Annotated in this window: 14 protein-coding genes and 1 pseudogene; all 15 read left to right on the forward strand. The window is 39.3% G+C overall.

The window, feature by feature from the left end:
* Positions 1-55 precede the first annotated feature (55 nt).
* Complete coding sequence (locus ACFIN0_RS05600; protein WP_375614692.1) at positions 56-358, forward strand: type IV secretion system protein VirB7; 303 nt, start codon at positions 56-58, stop codon at positions 356-358.
* Positions 312-1,016, forward strand: coding sequence for a virB8 family protein (locus ACFIN0_RS05605; protein WP_375610599.1), 705 nt, complete (start codon positions 312-314; stop codon positions 1,014-1,016). Before ACFIN0_RS05600 ends, ACFIN0_RS05605 begins: the two co-directional genes overlap by 47 nt.
* Positions 1,013-1,879, forward strand: a complete 867-nt coding sequence (gene virB9, locus ACFIN0_RS05610; protein WP_375607253.1) for a P-type conjugative transfer protein VirB9 — start codon at positions 1,013-1,015, stop codon at positions 1,877-1,879. Before ACFIN0_RS05605 ends, virB9 begins: the two co-directional genes overlap by 4 nt.
* Positions 1,872-3,032 (forward strand): type IV secretion system protein VirB10, encoded by a 1,161-nt coding sequence (gene virB10 / locus ACFIN0_RS05615; protein ID WP_375614694.1) that lies wholly within the window; start codon positions 1,872-1,874, stop codon positions 3,030-3,032. The genes virB9 and virB10 overlap by 8 nt, the downstream gene beginning before the upstream one ends.
* Positions 3,029-4,099: a P-type DNA transfer ATPase VirB11 gene (gene virB11 / locus ACFIN0_RS05620; RefSeq protein ID WP_375607251.1), complete on the forward strand. Its 1,071-nt coding sequence runs from the start codon at positions 3,029-3,031 to the stop codon at positions 4,097-4,099. Before virB10 ends, virB11 begins: the two co-directional genes overlap by 4 nt.
* Positions 4,100-4,160: 61 nt before the next feature.
* Positions 4,161-4,379 carry an antitoxin VbhA family protein gene (locus ACFIN0_RS05625; protein WP_375607250.1) on the forward strand — a complete coding sequence of 73 codons (219 nt, stop codon included), beginning with the start codon at positions 4,161-4,163 and terminating at the stop codon, positions 4,377-4,379.
* A 10-nt stretch (positions 4,380-4,389) separates the two neighbouring features.
* On the forward strand, positions 4,390-6,024 hold the full coding sequence (locus ACFIN0_RS05630; RefSeq protein WP_375702093.1) for a BID domain-containing T4SS effector: 1,635 nt from the start codon (positions 4,390-4,392) through the stop codon (positions 6,022-6,024).
* Positions 6,025-6,179: 155 nt separating this feature from the next.
* Positions 6,180-8,099 carry a Ti-type conjugative transfer system protein TraG gene (gene traG / locus ACFIN0_RS05635; RefSeq protein ID WP_375614697.1) on the forward strand — a complete coding sequence of 640 codons (1,920 nt, stop codon included), beginning with the start codon at positions 6,180-6,182 and terminating at the stop codon, positions 8,097-8,099.
* Positions 8,100-8,615: 516 nt separating this feature from the next.
* Complete coding sequence (locus ACFIN0_RS05640; protein WP_375702094.1) at positions 8,616-10,244, forward strand: BID domain-containing T4SS effector; 1,629 nt, start codon at positions 8,616-8,618, stop codon at positions 10,242-10,244.
* A gap of 248 nt (positions 10,245-10,492) precedes the next feature.
* A pseudogene (locus tag ACFIN0_RS05645) lies at positions 10,493-10,678 on the forward strand (type IV secretory system conjugative DNA transfer family protein); the annotation flags it as partial.
* 1,201 nt (positions 10,679-11,879) lie between these two features.
* Positions 11,880-13,478 carry a BID domain-containing T4SS effector gene (locus ACFIN0_RS05650; RefSeq protein ID WP_375702095.1) on the forward strand — a complete coding sequence of 533 codons (1,599 nt, stop codon included), beginning with the start codon at positions 11,880-11,882 and terminating at the stop codon, positions 13,476-13,478.
* Positions 13,479-13,787: 309 nt separating this feature from the next.
* The gene (locus ACFIN0_RS05655) at positions 13,788-14,957 is read left to right on the forward strand and encodes a BID domain-containing T4SS effector (protein WP_375702096.1); all 1,170 of its coding nucleotides are present in this window, start codon (positions 13,788-13,790) and stop codon (positions 14,955-14,957) included.
* Positions 14,958-15,297: 340 nt separating this feature from the next.
* On the forward strand, positions 15,298-16,257 hold the full coding sequence (locus ACFIN0_RS05660; RefSeq protein ID WP_375702097.1) for a BID domain-containing T4SS effector: 960 nt from the start codon (positions 15,298-15,300) through the stop codon (positions 16,255-16,257).
* A 354-nt stretch (positions 16,258-16,611) separates the two neighbouring features.
* A complete protein-coding gene (locus tag ACFIN0_RS05665) occupies positions 16,612-17,895 on the forward strand; it encodes a BID domain-containing T4SS effector (protein ID WP_375702098.1) in 1,284 nt (427 codons plus the stop codon).
* Positions 17,896-18,189: 294 nt separating this feature from the next.
* Positions 18,190-20,154, forward strand: coding sequence for a BID domain-containing T4SS effector (locus ACFIN0_RS05670; protein WP_375702099.1), 1,965 nt, complete (start codon positions 18,190-18,192; stop codon positions 20,152-20,154).
* The last annotated feature ends 9 nt before the right edge of the window (positions 20,155-20,163 follow it).

The following is a 20,163-nucleotide window of genomic DNA, read 5'->3' on the forward strand; positions in this document are numbered from 1 at the left end:
GTTCAGAACAAAGGCTCTCATGCATTGTATTCCAAGATATTTGTGAGTTTAAAAAATGAAACAAAAAATAACTTTTGTTATGGTCCTAACAATGGCTCTTACTGGTTGTGCCTCTTTGAGTGGCCCTAAAAAACCACCACGCTGTAATGGCAAACATACACGCGCTTTAAATAAAGATAAGTGGAATTGGGACAATAAAAACATTGTCTACCCAGAAAAGAGCGTAAAGCCTGTTACTACTCCCATCATTCTCAATACTTTGGAAAGTGAAAAAGTAACAGCCAATTCAGCTTTATTAAAGCCGGTTATTCATGAAGCACGATCTGATAAAACTGTGGAGGTTATGCGTGAAAAGTGATGCCCTTGAAGAATATATAAAAGAAGCGCGCTCATTTGACATTGATCGCATGCATAGCATGCGCGTGCGGATGAAAATCTCCATGGCTTTAACAGTGCTTTTTGGATTGATGACAATTGCGCTGGCTTTAGCTGTCGCAGCTTTGACACCTTTGAAAACGGTAGAGCCTTTTGTTATCCGCGTTGATAACTCAACAGGCATTATTGATACTGTAAGCGCCCTAAAAGAATCCCCTAACGACTATGATGAAGCTATAACGCGTTATTTTGCCAGCCAATATGTTCGCGCTCGTGAAGGTTTTCAAGCATCAGAAGCAGAAAACAATTTTCGCTTAGTCTCTCTTTTATCTTCTCCAAAAGAACAAAACCGTTTTGCAAAATGGTACGCGGGCAATAATCCAGAAAGTCCGCAAAATATTTATCATAACATGATTGCTACGATCACAATCAAATCAATCTCTTTTATAAGTAAAGATCTTATCCAAGTTCGTTACTATAAAACGATCAGAGACTTGAATGAAAAAGAAAATATTTCCCATTGGATTTCAATCTTAAATTTTTCCTACGTGAACGCACACATTTCAACGTCTGATCGTCTTATCAACCCTCTTGGTTTTCAAGTATCGGAATATAGATCTGATCCAGAGGTGATAAAATGATCAGACTTTTGCAAACAATCTCTTTAATTTTTACGATCACTCTCAGCTTTCACACAGTTCTCTCACTTGCAGAAACAGCACCTATCAGTGCACGTAAAGATAACCGCATCAGATTTGTCAATTATGACCCCTACAACGTCGTACAAATCATTGGCTCCATTCGCTCTTCGGTTCAACTAGAATTTGCCGTTGATGAAGAAGTAACCTATGTAGGAATTGGAAATTCGGTTGCTTGGCAAGTTGCACCGGCTGGACACTTTGTTTTTCTCAAACCACGTGAAGTCCAGCCTGTGACAAATTTACAAATTGTCACAAGCCGCCAAGATGGAACACAACGCTCTTATCAATTCGAGCTACAAGTCCGTGAAGGCGATGTTTCAGCAGGCAATGAGACGTATTTCTTAGTAAAGTTTCGTTATCCAGAAGATGAAGCCTTACGTAAGAAATTAGCCGAAGCAGAAAAAGAAAAACAACGTGAAGAAAACTTTGTCAATGATATTTTAAATATCCATGAAGATTTTGGACCACGCAATTGGGCTTATGAAGCTCAAGGCTCATCCCTCATTGAACCTGCTTCTGTCTATGATAATGGGAAAACAACAACCTTTACCTTTTTAGGCAACATTGAAATCCCTGCCATTTACATTGTATCGCCTGATGGGCAAGAAGCCCTTATTCCCAAATCGATTAAAGGCAACAAGGTTATTGTCCATGCGACATCTGCACAATTCACGCTACGACGTGGGAATGAAGTATTGTGCATCTTTAACAAAAGGTTCGTACCAAAAGGAATTAACCCTGAAACAGGTACGACATCACCATCTGTACAACGTAAAGTGAACCTAGGAAGCAGCCATGAATAACACCGTGGATGAAAAAAGCATTAATGATCGCGATACAATAAAAAATGCTCAAGGGAAAAGTCAACAGAACAATGTAGGGAAAGCTATTGCTCTTATTATTCTTTTCAGTGTCTGTCTTTATTTAGCCTATTCAACACTTGTTACAGACAAAAAGCAACCGGTTGAATCTTCAAAAGAAGGAAAAGTTATAAAACAAACAGAGCTTTTTCGTCCTGCAAAGCCTACCCCTCCCCCCTTTGAACAGCCTCAACGAAATAACGCTCTATTACCAAAAGTCGAGCTACCAACACCAAACATCAATCAATTAAATTCTGATGACTCACTGCTGGAGGCAGCACAACGTGCTCCTGTATTAGCTTATGCAAGTACACAACAAAGCAAAATAGATTCACAAACAAATAATGGTGCTTTGCCTCACCAACTTGAAAGTAAATCTGATGAAACGACACAACGTTTTAATCATCTTCTCAAACCCACAGTGCTTGAAGGTATTCGTGCTTCAACCCTTGGCAATCGAAACTACATCATCGCGATGGGAACTTCTATTCCTTGTATTTTAGAAACAGCCATCAACAGTGATCAACAAGGTTTTGCCAGTTGTATCATCTCCAGAGATATCTTATCAGACAATGGTCGTGTTGTGCTTCTTGATAAAGGCACCCAAATTGTTGGTGAATATCGCGCCGGATTGAAAAAAGGCCAAACACGTCTCTTTGTACTATGGAATAGAGCAAAAACCCCCAATGGTATCATTATATCCTTAGCTTCACCGGCAACGGATGCTTTAGGGCGTTCTGGTATGGATGGAGATATTGATAACCATTGGCTCGAGAGGATTGGGTCTGCGCTTCTTGTCTCACTAATAAAAGATGCAACACACTATGCCAATAAACGTTTATCAAAAAAACAGGAAAAAGAAGAAACTGAAACTCTCTCTTCAGGACAAAACATCGCAAACATTCTCGTAGAAAATTACGCCAATATTCCTCCAACATTATCCAAAAACCAAGGGGAAATGGTGAATATCTTTGTTGCCCGCGATTTAGATTTTTCCAGCGTTTATAAATTGAAAGTCATCGAAAACAAAAAACAAATTATCAATCGAGCTGTTTCAAGAAACTTTTACAAAAATTCTGCGGTAACTTTAGAATGAACTCAAACTTACATACCATGTGCGATGAAACCGTTGCGATTGTTCTCACAAAACTTGAACCCATCAATGCTTTTTTGAAAGATGATAGTCTTTTTGAAATTGTTATCAATCGTCCCTATCAAGTCATGACTGAAGGATTTGATGGATGGAAAACAATAGAAGCACCGGCTCTCTCTTTTAATGAGCTTATGGGAATTGCGAAAGTTGTCGCCTCCTATTCCAAGCAAAACATATCGGACAAAAACCCAATATTATCTGCAACGCTACCAGGCAATGAGCGCATTCAAATTGTCATTCCGCCGGCTGTCGAAAAAGACACGATTAGTATGACAATTCGTAAACCATCATCGCAGAGTTTTTCTCTCGAAGAACTCGCCAAGAAAGGCCTCTTCTCGCTTTGTGAACAGGTCTCTTTCACACCTTTGAATGACTATCATTCTCGTTTTAACGAACTCAAAATCATCGAGCATAATTTAGCCAATGCCTACTGTAATAAAGACTTTGTCTCTTTTTTAAATCAAGCTGTAGAATGCCAGAAAAATATTTTAATTGCGGGAAAAACCGGTTCGGGTAAAACAACATTATCAAAAGCATTAATCGCCAAAATCCCTCAAGAAGAGCGTATTATCACCATTGAAGACACGCAAGAATTGGTGATACCACACCCTAACCATGTCTCAATGTTCTATTCAAAAGATGGACAAGGCTTAGCCTCCGTTGGCCCCAAAGAGTTGCTTGAATCATCTTTACGGATGCGTCCTGATCGTATTCTTTTGCAAGAACTTCGAGATGGTACAGCCTTTTATTATATCCGCAATGTCAATTCAGGCCATCCAGGTTCCATTACGACGGTTCACGCATCAACAGCACTTGCAGCCTTTGAGCAGATGACCCTTTTGGTCAAAGAAAGTGAAGGCGGTGGTGATTTAGAGCGTGATGATATTCGAGGACTGTTGATTTCAATGATTGATATCATCATCCAATGCAAACGGATTGAAGGAAAATTTAAGGTCACAGAAATTTATTACGATCCCTTCAAACAACGAAACATCTTTGGAGGTGACTAAAAGAAGATCACACCGGCTGCCAAAGGCTCTTTTAAAGCAACAATTGCAAATAAGAGAAAAAATGCATGAAAACCAACGAAACAGAAATAGAGAAAATCTTTTATCGATGACAGAGGAAGAATTAAAAAAACGCCGTGAAGCCGTTGAAGCAGCCATCAGCACCCATACGATAGAGGGAATAGCGCTTCATCCTACAACACTCAAAATTTTAGAAGAATACGCAAAGGGGAATATTTCACTCGAGAAATTTAACACTCTTATGGACAACGTAAAATTATAAGGAAGCTGCGATGCCAAAAGCAAAAGCAAAGACAAAAAATATACAGACAGTTTCTCCCCATCATTATGTCTACCCAAACACCACAACACTCAAAAATAAATATGGAATAAAAGACTTAAAATCCTTTCTGGATAAATGCTCAAAGGATACAGCAGAAGCGATGGTTAATCTGCGTGAATCCCCCGTACCAGAAAAGTTTGATAGCTCCTATCTATGCTCTATACATCACCACTTATTTAAAAATACCTTTGAATGGGCTGGATATCTGCGCCATCTCCCCTTTACATTTGAAGATGGTACCACAGCCGCCATGCCCGAAATGAAAAGAACAGGATGGGAAAATCCTTTTGCACTCGGCGATGAAATCCAAGACGGTTTACAAAAATTGGATCAAACGCTTGCCGAAAAAGATAATTTGCAAGGCTTAACGCGTGAGAAATTTAACGCTGAAGCAATAAGCTTATTTAACGCCCTTAACCAACTTCATCCTTTTAGAGAAGGCAATGGACGTACACAACGGGTCTTTTTTGAAAATCTCGCCAAAGCCGCAGGGCATCAGCTTGACTTTTCACTTGTTACAAAAGAACGCATGATGCTCGCCAGTGTTGCTGTAGCAGAAAATGGTGACCTAGAGCCAATGCGACATCTGTTTGAAGATATCTCTAATCCCAATAAAATACTTCTTTTAAAGGAATTCATGAACAACATGAAAGAACTTGGGCGCAATGTTAATGATCGTCCTGTTATGGTTGCAAAAGAAGGTGAAACCTACACAGGTACCTATAGGGGTGCTGGTTATGATAGCTTTGCTTTCAATGTGAAAGGCGCCTACATCATCGGCAATAAAGAACAGCTCACGCCAGAACAACTCAAAACATTAAAACCTGGTGATAGATTTACCTTTACCGTTCCCAAAACAAAAAAGCTTGAAAGCATTCTCATTCCAGAAGAAAGATTAGCCCCTTTGACAGAAAATGAAACGGCCCAAATGGTTGCAGAAGATTCTTGTGTCCACGCAAGCCTAAAACAGGTTCAGCAATTGTCAAAAATTGTTTATGGTAACGAAAAAACATTAAACAAACAGATGGTAGAAATCATCAAAAATCCAAGCTTAGGCCAACAGCTCGCTAACCAGATTGAAAGAGCACCGCACTCTATTTCTCATCTTGCCGGTTTTAGTTTATGTGGACTACAAAACCAGACACGTGCAAACGCTAAAAATCATCTTGAGATGCTCTGTACTGCCGTTGCAAATTTCGCGTATGCTGTAAAACATGCTGAAAAGGAAATTACGCAAGAACATGCAACAGAACAAAGTCGTCGTGCAAAAACGGTAGAAATGCCAAGTCAAAGCTTGCAAGATCTCTTCGCCTTGCCAAAAGAATTACAGCAAGAAGCTTTAGCAAAAAATCCTTCACTGCAAAAAGAGCTTACAAACTTTGCAAAAAGCATCAATAACCGCCTCTCACCAAATGAACATAAAGCAGTCCAAAAGAATGACTCTGAAACATTGGCTCAAAGTATTGGTGTATCAGAAAGTAAAGCTAGGCAAATTACACAAATTATTAAGCAAACCAAAGAAGTACATCAACGAGCGCAAATATGCACAATGCATCGTTCCCAAGCATTTGCTATGGCCTGCTAAGAATAGATAAAACCTTTCTCCTTAATGAGAAAGGCTCATAAGCAAAAACTGTCTGGTGTTATCTGCACCTTTGCAAAAAGAGATGAGAGTTCATATCACACACTTGGAAAAGAGCATTTCGCAACATATTCTGACAGAATTGAAAGTAAAATACAATGAAATATACCAAAACACAAATGGTACTCATTTTAACACCGATCGCTTTAGGTGCTTTAACAATATTCCTTGTCCCTCACTTTTTGTTGTTTATAACAAATGGACTAAAGAGCGATCAAATTTATTGGACTCTTCGTTCAGAACCTTTATTAGTCCTAGCACTAACGGCTACTGTTTCATTGTTGTATAGTCTCTCGCAAAAACTGCACCTGCGTAGAATAATCACTTTTGTCTCCGTTGTCTTTTTTGGAATGACTGCTCTTTACTATATTGGTGGTGAAATAAAACGCTTAAGTCCCTATGTTGGACAACAAGGAATAACGTGGAGCTACGCTCTTCAATTTATGGATCCCATGGTTGTCTTTGGCATCATCATTGGTGTTTTTTTGTCCCTCATTCAATTCATAACAACCTCTCCACCTAAAAGTAAGGTCAAGCGTGCAAAAAAAGGTGTTTTTGGTGAAGCATCATGGATGAATTTAAGAGAGGCAGCAAAAATCTTTCCTGCCAATGGGCAAATTGTTGTGGGTGAAAGATATCGTGTCGATCAAGATAATGTGTGCAACATTCCCTTTGCACCTGGCAATAAAACAACATGGGGAAAGGGTGGAACAGTCCCTTTGCTAACCTTTAATCTTGATTTTGGTTCAACTCATATGATCTTTTTTGCTGGTTCTGGTGGCTATAAAACAACAAGTACAGTAGTTCCTACGTGTTTAACCTATCCAGGGTCTATTATTTGTCTTGATCCTTCAACAGAAGTTGCCCCAATGGTCAAATATGCGCGTCAAAAAATGGGAAATAGAAATGTCATTGTTCTCGATCCCAACTCATTGTTAACAAAAAACTTTAATGTCATCGATTGGCTTTTAGATGACAGCGTACCACGCACACAACGCGAAGCGAATATTGTAAGCTTTTCAAAGTTGCTTCTTACAGATAAAAAATCAGACAATTCTTCAGCGGAATATTTCTCAACACAAGCCCATAACCTATTAACAGCTCTTCTTGCTCATGTTGTATTTTCTGATGAATATGAAGACAGCGAGCGCAATTTAAAAACATTGCGTGGTATTCTCTCTCAATCAGAAACAGCTGTTGTTAATCAATTACGCATGATTCAAGAAACAACACCTTCTCCTTTTATTCGTGAAATGGTGGGTATTTTTACAGAAATGGCAGAACAAACCTTTTCAGGAGTCTATACAACCGCCTCAAAAGACACCCAATGGCTTTCTTTATCCAATTATGCAGATCTTGTCTGCGGAGATGATTTTTTTTCCTCAGATATTGCCAATGGCAATACAGATGTTTTTCTCAATCTCCCCGCAAGCATTTTAAACAGTTATCCAGCTATTGGACGTGTGATTATTGGCGCCTTTCTCAATGCCATGGTTACAGCAGACGGTAACTATAAAAAGCGTGTTTTATTCGTCTTAGATGAAGTTGATCTTCTAGGCTATATGAATATTTTAGAAGAAGCCCGCGATCGTGGACGTAAATACGGCACATCCTTGATGCTCTTTTATCAATCCACGGGTCAGTTGGTCAATCACTTTGGCGAAGCAGGAGCACGTTCATGGTTTGAAAGCTGCTCCTTTGTCAGTTATGCGGCCATTAAAGACCTTCAAACAGCTAAAGACATTTCAGAACGCTGTGGTCAAATGACCGTTGAAGTCACCGGAACGAGCAAATCAAGAGGTTTATCTTTAGGAAAAAGTTCTTACAACATCAATTACCAACAAAGAGCTCTCATTTTACCCCACGAGATTATTCAAGAAATGCGTCAAGATGAACAAATTATTCTTATGCAAGGACAACCCCCTTTGCGATGTGGTCGCGCCATCTATTTCAGAAGAAAAGAAATGTTAGCCGCAGCTGCAAAAAACCGTTTTGCCCCAAAAGCACAGAAAAACTAAAAAACACCCTCCAATGGAGGTCATGCATCAAAACAAAAACATCAAAGGATAAAAGCAGAGATTCTATCTCATAAAAGCCTATAAAGAAGGAATTCCCGCTTGATACAACAAGAAAAATATAGGGAAAAGTCTTTGAATGATGGTATTATGCCTGTGCTTACCAATGCCAATTTTCTTTATAAAGCACTCTCCTCATCTCCAAATAATAAATACCAATCATATCTATGCCTTGAGAATCCTATCAAAAAACTTTTGAAGGCACCGCTTTTATAGGAAAATTTTTCTACAAAAAAATTAAAAGACAATATGCATGAAAACAACCCAAATGAACTATTCTCTCTCAGTAAAAGAAAAAAGTGCCAAGATAAAGATTGATACACTCAAAAACACCTACGAATTTGAGGGATTTTTTCCTCACCCAAGTCTCAACATCTCAAAACAATATGCGTGGGGGATTTTCAAACAAAAAGTTTAACACACTCTCATAGACAATGTAACATTATAAGGAATGTAACAATGCCAAAAGCAAAAGAAAAAACAAAAGGAATTCCCTCACCCCATAATTATATCTATCTTGGTACCCAAATTCTCAAAAATAGATATGGAGAAACAGATTTAAAACGCTTTCTGGAAAAATGCTCACATGATAGGCAAAAAGCCATGATCAATCTGCGTGCAGAACCCCTGCCAGAATATTTTAATTCAACTTATCTATGCCATATCCACCAACAATTGTTTAAAAATACCTTTGTATGGGCTGGACATCTGCGCCATATCCCCTTCGCATTTACAGACGATAGCATTGCCGCCATGCCAGAAATGAAAAGAATGGAATGGGGCAATAATTTTGCAACTGGTGAAGAAATCCCTGAACTCTTACAAAAATTAGATCAAACGCTTGCCGAAAAAAACAATTTGCAAGGCTTAACACGCGAAGAATTTGTCAAGGAAGCAACGAGTCTATTTTATTCTCTTCACAAAATCCACCCATTCATAGATGGCAATGAGCACACAGAACAAGTCTTTTTTGAAAATCTTGCCAAAGCTGCAGGACATAAGCTTGACTTTTCGCTTGTCACACAAAAACGTATGATGGCTGCCTGTAGCGAAGCAATGCAATATAGCAATACACAACTGTTGAAAGATCTTTTTGAGGATATCTCCAATCCCCCCAAAATACGTCTTTTAAAAGAATTTATGGATCACATAAACAATACGGGACGCAACGTGGATGATCGCCTTGTTATGGCAACAAAGGCAGGAGAAACCTATATAGGAACTTATAAAGGTTGTTATTCAGAAAGTTTTATACTCGATATGCAAGGAACTTACATCATTGGTAGCAAAGATGATCTCACACCAGAACGATTAAAAACATTAAAACCTGGTGATATCATTACCTTTACCGCCCCCAACAGCAAAGAGCTTGAAAACACGCTTATTCCAAAAGAAACATTAGCGCCTCTCACAAAAAGTGAATGTGCCAAAACAGTTGCGCTAGATAGTTACGTTCTCAAAGCTCAAAAGCAAGTCCGAACTTACGCAAAAACTGTTTATGGTGACGCAAACGTATTAAACGAACAGATAGAAGAGATTATTAAAAATCCAGAATTAGGCAGACAGTTTGCTAATCAGATTAAACAGGCACCGCACTCTGTTTCTCCTCTTGCAGGTTTTAGTATATGCGGTCTACAAAATCCGACACGTGTACACGCTCGAAATTATCTTGATGTGCTCTCTCTTGCAATTGAGAATTATGTGTATACTGTAGAAGCTACCTATAATATAGTCACTCGAGACCATAAAATTAAACAAGAACGCCTTGGAAAAGCGGTAGAGAATCCCAGTCAAAACTTGCAAAATATTTTTGCTTTATCACCGGAAAAACAAAGAGAAATCTTGTCTCAATCTCCTCAATTATACCAAGAGCTCCGTACTTTTATAAACAGTTTAGAACATCGTCTCTCATCAAACGAATGTAGTGCGATCACAAACAAAGATTATGAAACACTTGCACAAAGTATTGGTATATCAGAACAGAAAGCACGAGAAATTACCGACATTGTTCAAAAAGCAAGGAACACTCATAGCCAATTCTACACACGCACACAAAATCGTTCAAATACACTTGCTATGGCCAACTAAAAAATATGAAACTTTGTTTTTTTGATTTAAACACCTATGTGGAAGAGATATTTTAATATTCTTATCATACATGCAAAAAACAGACTACTTAAACGCCCTACCACCAATTTTGCACATAGCATATACACCATATCCAAAGCAATTGGACAGGATAATTGTTAATTCCTTTTAAACGTCATGATTACTACTGACGAAAGCTACAAAAGCCTATTTTATTTGTCTTAGATGGAGTCGATTTTCGTGGTTATATGAATATTTTAAAAAGAGCTCTCATTTTACCCCATGAGATAATTCAAGAAATGCGTCAAGATGAACAAATTATTCTTATGCAAGGACACCCCCCTTTGCGATGTGGCCGCGCCATCTATTTCAGAAGAAAAGAAATGTTAGCCGCTGCTGCAAAAAACCGCTTTGCTCCACAAAAGAAAAACTAACCTTCTATTATGAGATCTTGACTATGAAAAGAACAACCACAAAAACAACATAGATTTCTGTTTTTTAAAAACCCGTTAACAAAAAGTTTTTGACCGCTTCCACACACACATATAAGGAAAACATGATAAAAAAATCCGTGTTTTTCCTTTTTGTATTTTGTGTATCGTTTTACCAGCGCCCATCGTCTTTATAAGAAATACCAAAACCCTCAAATTATCTATAACTAAACCAACCTCTCCACTTGGAAAAGTCCTGCAAATACATTCCTACAAAGCTTTTTGTGTATAATTTATCCCCTACAAACAACCAAAAACATTTCACAACGCTAATCACCAATATCAAGGCTTAAGAAAAACAAACGATTGATCTTTGAGACAAGAACTCTCAAAACACCTACACTCAAGAACATCGATTTTTTCCCAAAAAATATTTAAGATATACATCAAAATGAATAAATCATTCTTACACAAGCTTTCCCCCCTTTACGATATCATAAAGTGTTCTATTTTAACGATAAAGCGCTGAAAAAAGCTTTTTTTTCAACCAAAGAAAGAGTTTTCTTTCTCATGGATCTTAGAGCAGCGCAATATAATAAGAGCAACAATATAAAATAAAAAACATTTTGTTGCAAAAATACACAAAAAAGATATCCGTATGGCAAAATATTCATATGGAGCAATAAGAAAAACATAATGGAGAAAAATTTTTGATGACTGCTTTTGCCCATAGATTCACCAATCTGAGAGCTGTGTATGAAAAGTACCAGCACCATCCGCTAACCAAGAGCGATTACACCCGCTATATCCACGCCCCTCATCAAAGCGCTCTTGCAAATAACTTTGTTAAAGGAAAAAACAGTTTTAAGCTACATTTTTCTTTTTGACCTCTTTCTTACACCTCAAAGAACGAAGATTTTGCCCAAAGTCAATTTATAGAAAATCCATTTTCTGGCCACTCATGAGCTTCATATCAGCACCCTAAATACCAAGTATTTTACAGCACAAGATAATAAACACAGGAAACATCAGAAAAGCTTTTCAAAAGCATCACAAAACGATTGATACAACCCATGCACTTGAGGGAAAAATGCTCCCTCTCATAACAACCAAAATCTCAAAAGAATACGCGAAGGGGAATTTTTCACATGGCAGCGTTTAAGACGCTCATCAACCACCACCCTACCTACTTAGGAGAGATTACATGTTAGAGCAAAATTATCTATATAAAGGAACCAAAACACTCAAAAATAAATATGGCATCAAAGACCCTAAAAAACTGTATGAACGCAGTACCCATGACGTCACTAAAGCAGCCGTAAATTTTCGCCATGAACCACCCCCACAAAAATTTGATGCTTCCTATCTAAAACTAATCCACTGGAGCCTCTTCTACGAAACTTTTGAATGGGCGGGCCACACCCGCGATACATCCTTTACATTTGAAGATGGCACCACTGCCCATATGCCGGCAATGCGTCCCAAAGGTTATGAAGCTCCTTTTGCTATCGGTCCACAGATAAAAAAAGAACTCATACAACTCGAAAAAACACTTAATGAGAAGAACAATTTAAAAGGTTTATCGCGCCAAGAATTTGCTGAAAATGCCGCTGAAGTTTTTATGGCGCTCGAGCACGCGCATCCTTTCAGAAAAGGCAATGGGCGCGTCAATAGAATGTTTATGGAAAAACTTGGACAAGCAGCAGGACATACCATTGACTTTTCTTTCATCACAAAGGGACGCATGACAACAGCTTGTATTGAAGCTATGCAATATGGCAATTCCCAACCGATGAAAGATCTTTTTGAAGATATCACCCATCCACAAAAAGCCCTTGTTTTAAAAGAATTTATCTCCCAGATGAGAGAAGCTGGACTGGATGAAATTAACGATCGTGTTGTTGTTGCAGCAAAGGAAGATGTAACCTATGAAGGCATCTTTAGAGGCGTTTCAGCAGAAGGTTTTGTCATGGAAGTAGAGGGAGCTTTCGTCGTCGGACACAAAGATGATCTTCCCCCAGAACAAGTCAAAACATTACAAAACGGCGCTCGCCTCTGCTTTCAAAAAACCAACATTCAAAACTTAAAAGAAATACTGATCCCAAAAGAAACATTAGCCCCTCTTACCCATGAAGAGTTATTTAAAAGGATTTCAAATGACGCTTATGTTGAAGGAAGCCGAAAAGAAATCGAAAATTTATCAAAGCTCGTTTATGGTAAAACCCACGCCTTAAAGACAACATTAGATATCGTAACGGCAGCTCCAAACTTGGGAAATCAATTTGCCGATGAAATTTTAGAAAACCCTCAATCAATTTCTAAATTTGCAGGAAGTAAAATACTTGGCATGAAAAGTTCAAATCGCAGACAAGCCGAACAGACTGTTCCACAACTCAGCCAAGCCTTTAAAAATTATGCCACAATAACACAACAAACAAAAGAAGAAATTTTAGAGCAACACCAAAGAGAACAAAATCGATTGAGTCACGCTGTCGAAAAACCTGGAAAAAATTTACAAAACCTTTTTTCCTTATCAGAAGAACAACAAAGGGAAGCTTTATTGCATTCTCGTTCACTGCGACAAGAACTCCATACCTTTTCACGACAACTACACAATCGTCTATCCTCAGAAGATCGTAAAGCCATACAAGAAAAAGACCATACCAGACTAGCGTGCCTCCTTGGGACATCGGAAAGCAAAGCAAAAGAAATTGCGAATACTGTAAAGAACACCCAAGAAGCACAATGTCAAGCCCGCAGCTTGAAAGTTAGTCGCTCTTCATCGCTTGCTCTTACCGGCTAAAAACGCGTGAACTTTTGCCTTCCAACTAACTCTTAGCGCCAATCATTTTATCTCCATTGCGCCCACCTATTGTTTTAAAATTTTACAAAAGATAGTCCTAAAAATGAATCCTATAATTTACTATAACTTATTGATAATATTTCATAAAAAAAACTGTATAAAAGACATAAATGTCCATTACATATCAATATGAATAGCGCGAAGTCTTTGGAGACCATTCAGTTTGATATTCTTCTTTTGTCTTAAAAAATATCAAAAAGTGGGAAATGCGCCAAAGAGGTTTTCTAAAAATATTGAAAGGAAACAGCCATGAAAAAAAATCACCCAAGCCCTTCTACCAATGTAGAGGAACTAAGACGACAAGTTGACCAACAAAATCTAGGTGCTTCTAATGTAGAAGACCTCTACGCAAAGGTTAATAAACCACCCAAAGAACAGCGCACCTCACCTCAATATACACTTCAACAACCACCAGAAACGATCTTTGCTCCCCAAAAGCCACTTGACCAACAAAACCTAGGAGCTTCTAATGTAGAAGACCTCTACGCAAGGGTTAATAAGCCACCCAAAGAACAGCGCACCTCACCTCAATATACACTTCAACAACCACCAAAAACGGTCTATGCTCCCCAAAAGCCACTAGGAAATCCCTATGACAGACTTGGTGGAAGACCAAGTGATGGGCGACGCACCGACAGACTCGTAAACCCCTATTCAATAACAGATTTGGCAGCGCAAGATTGGCAAACACCTTACGACACAGTTGGTGAAGGTGCACAGGGTGGACGACATCCCCAAGAACCAAAACATCATCTCTATTCAGAGCTTGAATTTGGTACAGAAGGTGGTCGCTCTCCCCAAAGACCACTCGAGTCTGTCTATGCAACGGTTGGCATGGGAGCTGAAGGCGGGCAAGAGTCTGAACAACTAGAAAATCCCATCTATCAAGGCGTTGGCGGAGGCAGAATCTCCCCTCCCAGAACCCCAAAAGATGTGGTTACAACAAAGCTTTTAACAAACGTAGACTTTCAATATGGTGTAAGAGAAACGCAAGAATGGTGCAGAGTTGTTTATGGTAACGAACATGCTTTGAATGGACCACTTGCGAAGATCCTTGACGACCCTCAAAATGCAGAAAAAGTCTTATGGAGCCTTGCAGAAAATCCTGAAAGCGCTGGTAAGCTTGCAGGTCACAAAATACTTGGTGTAAAATCTCTAAGCCGCAGAGAAGCTGAAGATGGTTTTCGTCCTCTTTGCTCAGCTCTTGAGAGACATATACATAATACACAAAAGCTCCATAAACAGTTTACACGGGAGCAGGAAAGAGAAAGAGGTCAAAGACAAGAAAGTCCAGAAAGAGACCCAGAACACAGACATCACCACCATCATCATCACGCAAGAGGACGAGAATACAATAGTCCAGAGTACAGCCCACAACGACAAAGACATGGAGAAAAAGGAATGGCTTTTGCCATGTAAGTGGACATAAACGTAAAAACAGATAGTTTTTGTTTTTCATGTAATTTTTTTTCAGTGAGTTTCTTGGCGCAAATCGTTTCATCGGGATTGCGCCAAGAGTTGTTTTAAAATATTACAAAAAATAGTTCTAAAAAAGAATCCTATAATTTATCATAACTTATTGATAAAATTTCATAAAAAAACTGTATAAAAGACATAAATGTTCATTACATATCAATATGAATAGCGCAAAATCTTTGGAGGTCATTCGGTTGGATATCTTCCTTATATAAAAGTTATCAAAACTAAAAGTGGGGAATGCACCAAAGAGGTTTTCTAAAAATATTGAAAGGAAACATGTATGAAAAAACATCATCCAAGCCCTTCTGCAAATCCAGAAGCCCTCTATGCAAAAGTTAATAAACCAACCAGAGGAAACCAGCGCGGTCCAACCCCAGAAGAGGAAGTTCTATACGCATCAGTTAGCACCTCTTCCCTTCTTTCAAGAGACAGACATCATGCTCAAAGGAGTGAAGATCCTGAAACCGACTATACAACGGTTGCTTCTCCAAGACATGAAACTGATGTTCTATACGCATCAGTTAGCAGCGTTACCCCTTCTTCAAGAGGTAAACATCAAAGGACAGAAGATCCTGAAACCGACTATACAACGGTTGCTTCTCCAAGACACGAAACTGATGTTCTATACGCATCAGTTAGCAGCGTTACCCCTTCTTCAAGAGGTAAACATCAAAGGACAGAAGATCCTGAAACTGACTATACAACGGTTGCTTCTCCACAACAAAGAGGAAGATCTTCATCTTCCCTCACAACGGAACAAATAAGTGTCATGCTTTTAAAAAATCCACACGTCCAAGCACATGCAGAAGAGATCATGCATTGGGGTAAGATCGTTTATGGCAATGACAAGCTTTTCCAAGAACACTTGCAAGACATACTTACAGATCCCCGTAAAGGAAAAGACCTTTCAAATCGACTTGCTGAAGATCCTGAATCTATACATAGGCTTGCTGGCCGCTCCGCACTTGGCATAAAAAGCCAAGCACGAAGAGCAGCTGAAGATGGTTTTAGATTGCTCGTTGATGCCGTTGATGGTTATACGAAAGCTGTAGAAAACGCAAAAGAACAGCTATTGCAAACCCCTCTAGCGGAACAAAGACGCCATCAAGAAAATTCTCAGCAAGTTGAGAGACACCATCATCATCATCATCATCACACAAGAGAACAAGAACACAATAGTCCAGAGCACAGTCCACAACGACAAAGACAAGGAGAAAAAGGAATGGCTTATGCCATGTAAGGGAGCATAGACATAAAAACAGATAGTTTTTGTTTTTCATGTAATCTTTTTTTCAGAGAGTTTCTTGGCGCAAATCGTTTCATTGCGATTGCGCCAAGAATTGTTTTAGAATGTTACAAAAAATAGTCCTAAAAATGGCGCCTGTAATTCACGATAACTATTGATAACTTATTGATAATATTTCACAAAAAAACTGTATAAAAGACACAAATGTCCATTAAGCTGATTGCAAATAGCGCAGATCTTTGGAAGCTCATTCAGCTCGATATTTCTTTTGTCTCAAAGCGATCCAAGCATAAAAGGCAAGAATGCACCAAAGAGGTTTTCTAAAACAATTTTTGAAAGGAAACATGCATGAAAAAAACCCACCCTCATCCTTTTCCATCCTCTTCAATACAAGAACTTATAAAGCTCTATGAACAAGCAGCGGCAGAAGTCTCAGGCGCAGCAGCCCCCCTTCCTAAAGAAACGCCTTCAAAAAGCAAAAGACTGTCATCCATACCGGAAGAAGATGAGGAAAGACAATCTCTTTTAAGAGAAGAAACTGTATATGCATCAACAAATCCAACAGCTTCGTTAACAAGAGGCGGCTCTACCAAAAGGCAGAGAAAACCTGAAACGACACACGCAACAGTTACTTCACAAGTTACCCAAAGGACAACAAGAGTTCTCTCAGAGGAAGAAATCATTCTATTGCTTCCACACCATTCATTAATTAGAACCTATCAAGAAGAAATCCAACATTTATCCGTCAGTGCCTATGGTAACCCAAACATTTTGCAAGAAAAAATGCAGGAAATTCAAAGAAATCCCGCTGCAGGAGAAGAGCTCTCATGGCGCATGGCAGCTCATCCTGAAAGCATCACTAAACTTTCCGGAACCAACATGTTGGGCTTTAAAAATCGAACGCGTAGACAAGCGGAAGAAAGTTTTTCCGCTCTATGCGTTACTATTGATTGTTATACAGAAGCCGTAAAACAGGCAAGAGAGAGCCTCGTACAATCTCCAGAGCAAGAACTCAAAAACTATGAACGCTTAATGGGGAAGGAAGCCGTCGCTAAACTTCTGCAAAAACCAGATCATCGTGAAAAAGAAACTCTTTCAGAGACAGAAATTTCTACCCAAATTCAACAACATTCAAAAGTCAAAAGACACCGCGCCCAAATCCAATATTGGTGTAAAGTTGTTTTTGGGAACGAAAACATTTTGCAATCACAAACAGAAGAGCTTTTCCAAAACCCTGAAACAATAGAAGCACTCGCACAGCAACTTGTCGGAAATCCTCAATCTTTTCACAAGTACGCTGGTCATAACTTTTGTGGCTTTAAAAATCAAGCACGCAGACATGCTGAAGCGGGTCTTTCTCACCTCATTGACGCCGCTGACAATTATGCAACAGCTGTAACACAAGTAAGAGAGAGCCTTTCAAAAACTCAGCAGACAAAACAAGGACACAATGAAGCATCTTCTGAGAGAGCGCAAATCTTGCATCAACAACAAAGCGTCTCACAGTCTGCTCAACGCGTTGAGCTTTCAACGGTAACGCATAAAGGAGCAACAACCTCTACGCAACAAAGAGAAACAGATATTCGTCCTCGCAAAACTGCCGCCCCAAAAGCGATGGCTTTTGCCAGTTAAACAGACATAAGTTTTCACGTTGAATCCAACGTCTTGGCGCAACCATAGCAGAGGTGATTTGCGCCAAGAAATGGGGAAATTCATTCCTCCGCTACTTAATCTCAGCTATTGATCAAACAATATTTAGAGAGTGATTATGATCTGAACCATGAGAGTCAAATCTTGTGAAGCTTCTCAGTTTCATATTCTCTTTCATATTAGAGTAAGTGAAAAAGCATAAAACAGAATAAAAACCAACGTACATTTTTAAATAGTATTTAAAAACAATATTGAAAGAGTTTGAAAGGAATATGCATGAAAAAAAGAAATCCCTCCCCTTTTATCACCGAAATGATGGAAAAATTTCAACAACAGGCTGAACAATCCCCCACCAGCCCCCCCCCTCCCCAAGTTTCTCAAAGTTTGCCAAAAGCAACTGTAGAAAAACGCCCAGAAAATTTATCCCACCACCCAAAAGTTGCTCCACCACCTCCCCCACGGATGAAAAGCCCAGTGCAAACCAGCACAATGCCTCCTAACGCCAAAAACCAAGAGACACCTCCCCCACAAAAAAAAGCAGTTCCGCCAAAACCTCCGCGTGTAAAAGAGAGACAACAACATAAACCGACAGTTCAAGAGTCCCCCTTCCTACAGACAAAAGTGGCTCCACCCCCTCCTCCACGCATGAGAGAAAAAACACAAACCAGCACAACAATCTACAACTCAAAAATCCAAGAAAACTCCTCTCCGCACACAAAAACAGCTCCACAAAGACCTCCACGTGCAAAAGAGAGGCAACAACATAAACCAACAGTTCAAGAGTCCCCTTCCCCGCAAAAAAAAATGGCTCCGCCCCCGCCCCCACGTATGAGAGAAAAAACACAAGCCGACGCAAAAATCCAAAAGCATGAAACTCAAGAAAGCCCCTCCACGCGCATAAAAATGGCCCCACAAAGACCACCGCGTGCAAAAGATAGAGAACAAAATAAACCAACTGCTCAAGAATCCCCTTCTCTACAGACAAAAGTGGCTCCGCCCCTTCCCCCACGCATGAGAGAAAGAGCACAAAACCGCACAAAAATTCAAAATCCTGAAACACACGAACCAAGTGTTAGACCCAAAACATCATCACATATGAAAGTCAGGCAGCAAAGCAGTTCATCATCACAAGACAGTGGAACATATGCCGTCCCGCCTTCAAGAAAACCGCACCGTATACAAAACAGAAAACAAAGCGATACTGTCGTCCCAAAAACTTCCTCTCCACACACAGCAATTGAACAACCAAAACCGTCTCACGAACAAAAACCATCTATTAATACAATGGAAAGAGAGCTATTGCTCGTAGCATATCAAGAAGAAATACGATTTTTGAGCGAAAAGGTTTATGGCGAACCGCTTATTTTAAGTGAAAGAATAGAAGCAATCAAAGAAAACCCCGATATGGGAGAACAGCTCTTATGGGATGTTACAGAACGGCCTAAGTTTATTTCTAAGCTTGCTGGTAGAAAAGTTCTTGGCATAAAAAATCATGCGCGCAAACAAGCTGAAGAAACTCTTCCTACCCTACGTGCTGCTATTAACGGTTATGTGTATACTTCAAAATATACAAAAAGTGAAAATATTTCCCAAGGTCCTCACACGGAACAACAACATCAGCGACAAGCACAGGAGGAAGAGCTAACAAATCAACATTTACAAAATCCGCTCACTTCAGAAAAGAGAATAAAACCTCTCTCAAATCAGGAAATTGCTCGCAGAGTTCAACAAGATCCATCGGTTCAATATGGTCAAAGAGAGATCCAATATTGGTGCCAAATTGTTTATAAGGATCCATTTATTTTGCAATATAGAATAGAAGATATGCACAAAATTCCAGAGATAGGAGAAGAAATTGTATTTCAAATTGAAAAGGATTGTACATATTTTGCTCCGCTTGCTGGTAAGCAAGTCCTTGGCATAAAAAACGGAGCACGAAAAGCTGCTGAAGAAAATCTTCCTACCCTTTGTACCGCCATTAAGGATTATGCTGATACGATAAAACAGTTAAGAGACACCATTGTGCAAAACCATCAGGCAGAACAACAAAAACGTCATCAACCGCTTAACGATCTCGATAAAAAATTGCAACAGCAGCAAAACTTATCGCAGCCCTCAAAGCTACCTGAACGCTCAACAATAAAGCAACATCAAGAAGTTGCAGAAACTTCTAGACAAGAAAATCAACCGCATGTTCGACCGCGCAGAGCCGAAACATCAAAAGCAATGGCTTTGTCGTGATAGTCTAAT

This window comes from Bartonella sp. AA89HNZF, assembly GCF_042196905.1.
GTDB lineage: Bacteria > Pseudomonadota > Alphaproteobacteria > Rhizobiales > Rhizobiaceae > Bartonella.

Bases quoted from the DNA above. Each gene is read 5' to 3' on its own strand.
- ACFIN0_RS05655 (WP_375702096.1), top strand. From the start codon at position 13,788: ATGAAAAAAAATCACCCAAGCCCTTCTACCAATGTAGAGGAACTAAGA.
- ACFIN0_RS05625 (WP_375607250.1), top strand. From the start codon at position 4,161: ATGCATGAAAACCAACGAAACAGAAATAGAGAAAATCTTTTATCGATG.
- virB10 (WP_375614694.1), top strand. From the start codon at position 1,872: ATGAATAACACCGTGGATGAAAAAAGCATTAATGATCGCGATACAATA.
- ACFIN0_RS05665 (WP_375702098.1), top strand. From the start codon at position 16,612: ATGAAAAAAACCCACCCTCATCCTTTTCCATCCTCTTCAATACAAGAA.
- ACFIN0_RS05670 (WP_375702099.1), top strand. From the start codon at position 18,190: ATGAAAAAAAGAAATCCCTCCCCTTTTATCACCGAAATGATGGAAAAA.
- traG (WP_375614697.1), top strand. From the start codon at position 6,180: ATGAAATATACCAAAACACAAATGGTACTCATTTTAACACCGATCGCT.
- virB9 (WP_375607253.1), top strand. From the start codon at position 1,013: ATGATCAGACTTTTGCAAACAATCTCTTTAATTTTTACGATCACTCTC.
- ACFIN0_RS05630 (WP_375702093.1), top strand. From the start codon at position 4,390: ATGCCAAAAGCAAAAGCAAAGACAAAAAATATACAGACAGTTTCTCCC.
- ACFIN0_RS05640 (WP_375702094.1), top strand. From the start codon at position 8,616: ATGCCAAAAGCAAAAGAAAAAACAAAAGGAATTCCCTCACCCCATAAT.
- virB11 (WP_375607251.1), top strand. From the start codon at position 3,029: ATGAACTCAAACTTACATACCATGTGCGATGAAACCGTTGCGATTGTT.
- ACFIN0_RS05600 (WP_375614692.1), top strand. From the start codon at position 56: ATGAAACAAAAAATAACTTTTGTTATGGTCCTAACAATGGCTCTTACT.
- ACFIN0_RS05660 (WP_375702097.1), top strand. From the start codon at position 15,298: ATGAAAAAACATCATCCAAGCCCTTCTGCAAATCCAGAAGCCCTCTAT.
- ACFIN0_RS05605 (WP_375610599.1), top strand. From the start codon at position 312: ATGAAGCACGATCTGATAAAACTGTGGAGGTTATGCGTGAAAAGTGAT.
- ACFIN0_RS05650 (WP_375702095.1), top strand. From the start codon at position 11,880: ATGTTAGAGCAAAATTATCTATATAAAGGAACCAAAACACTCAAAAAT.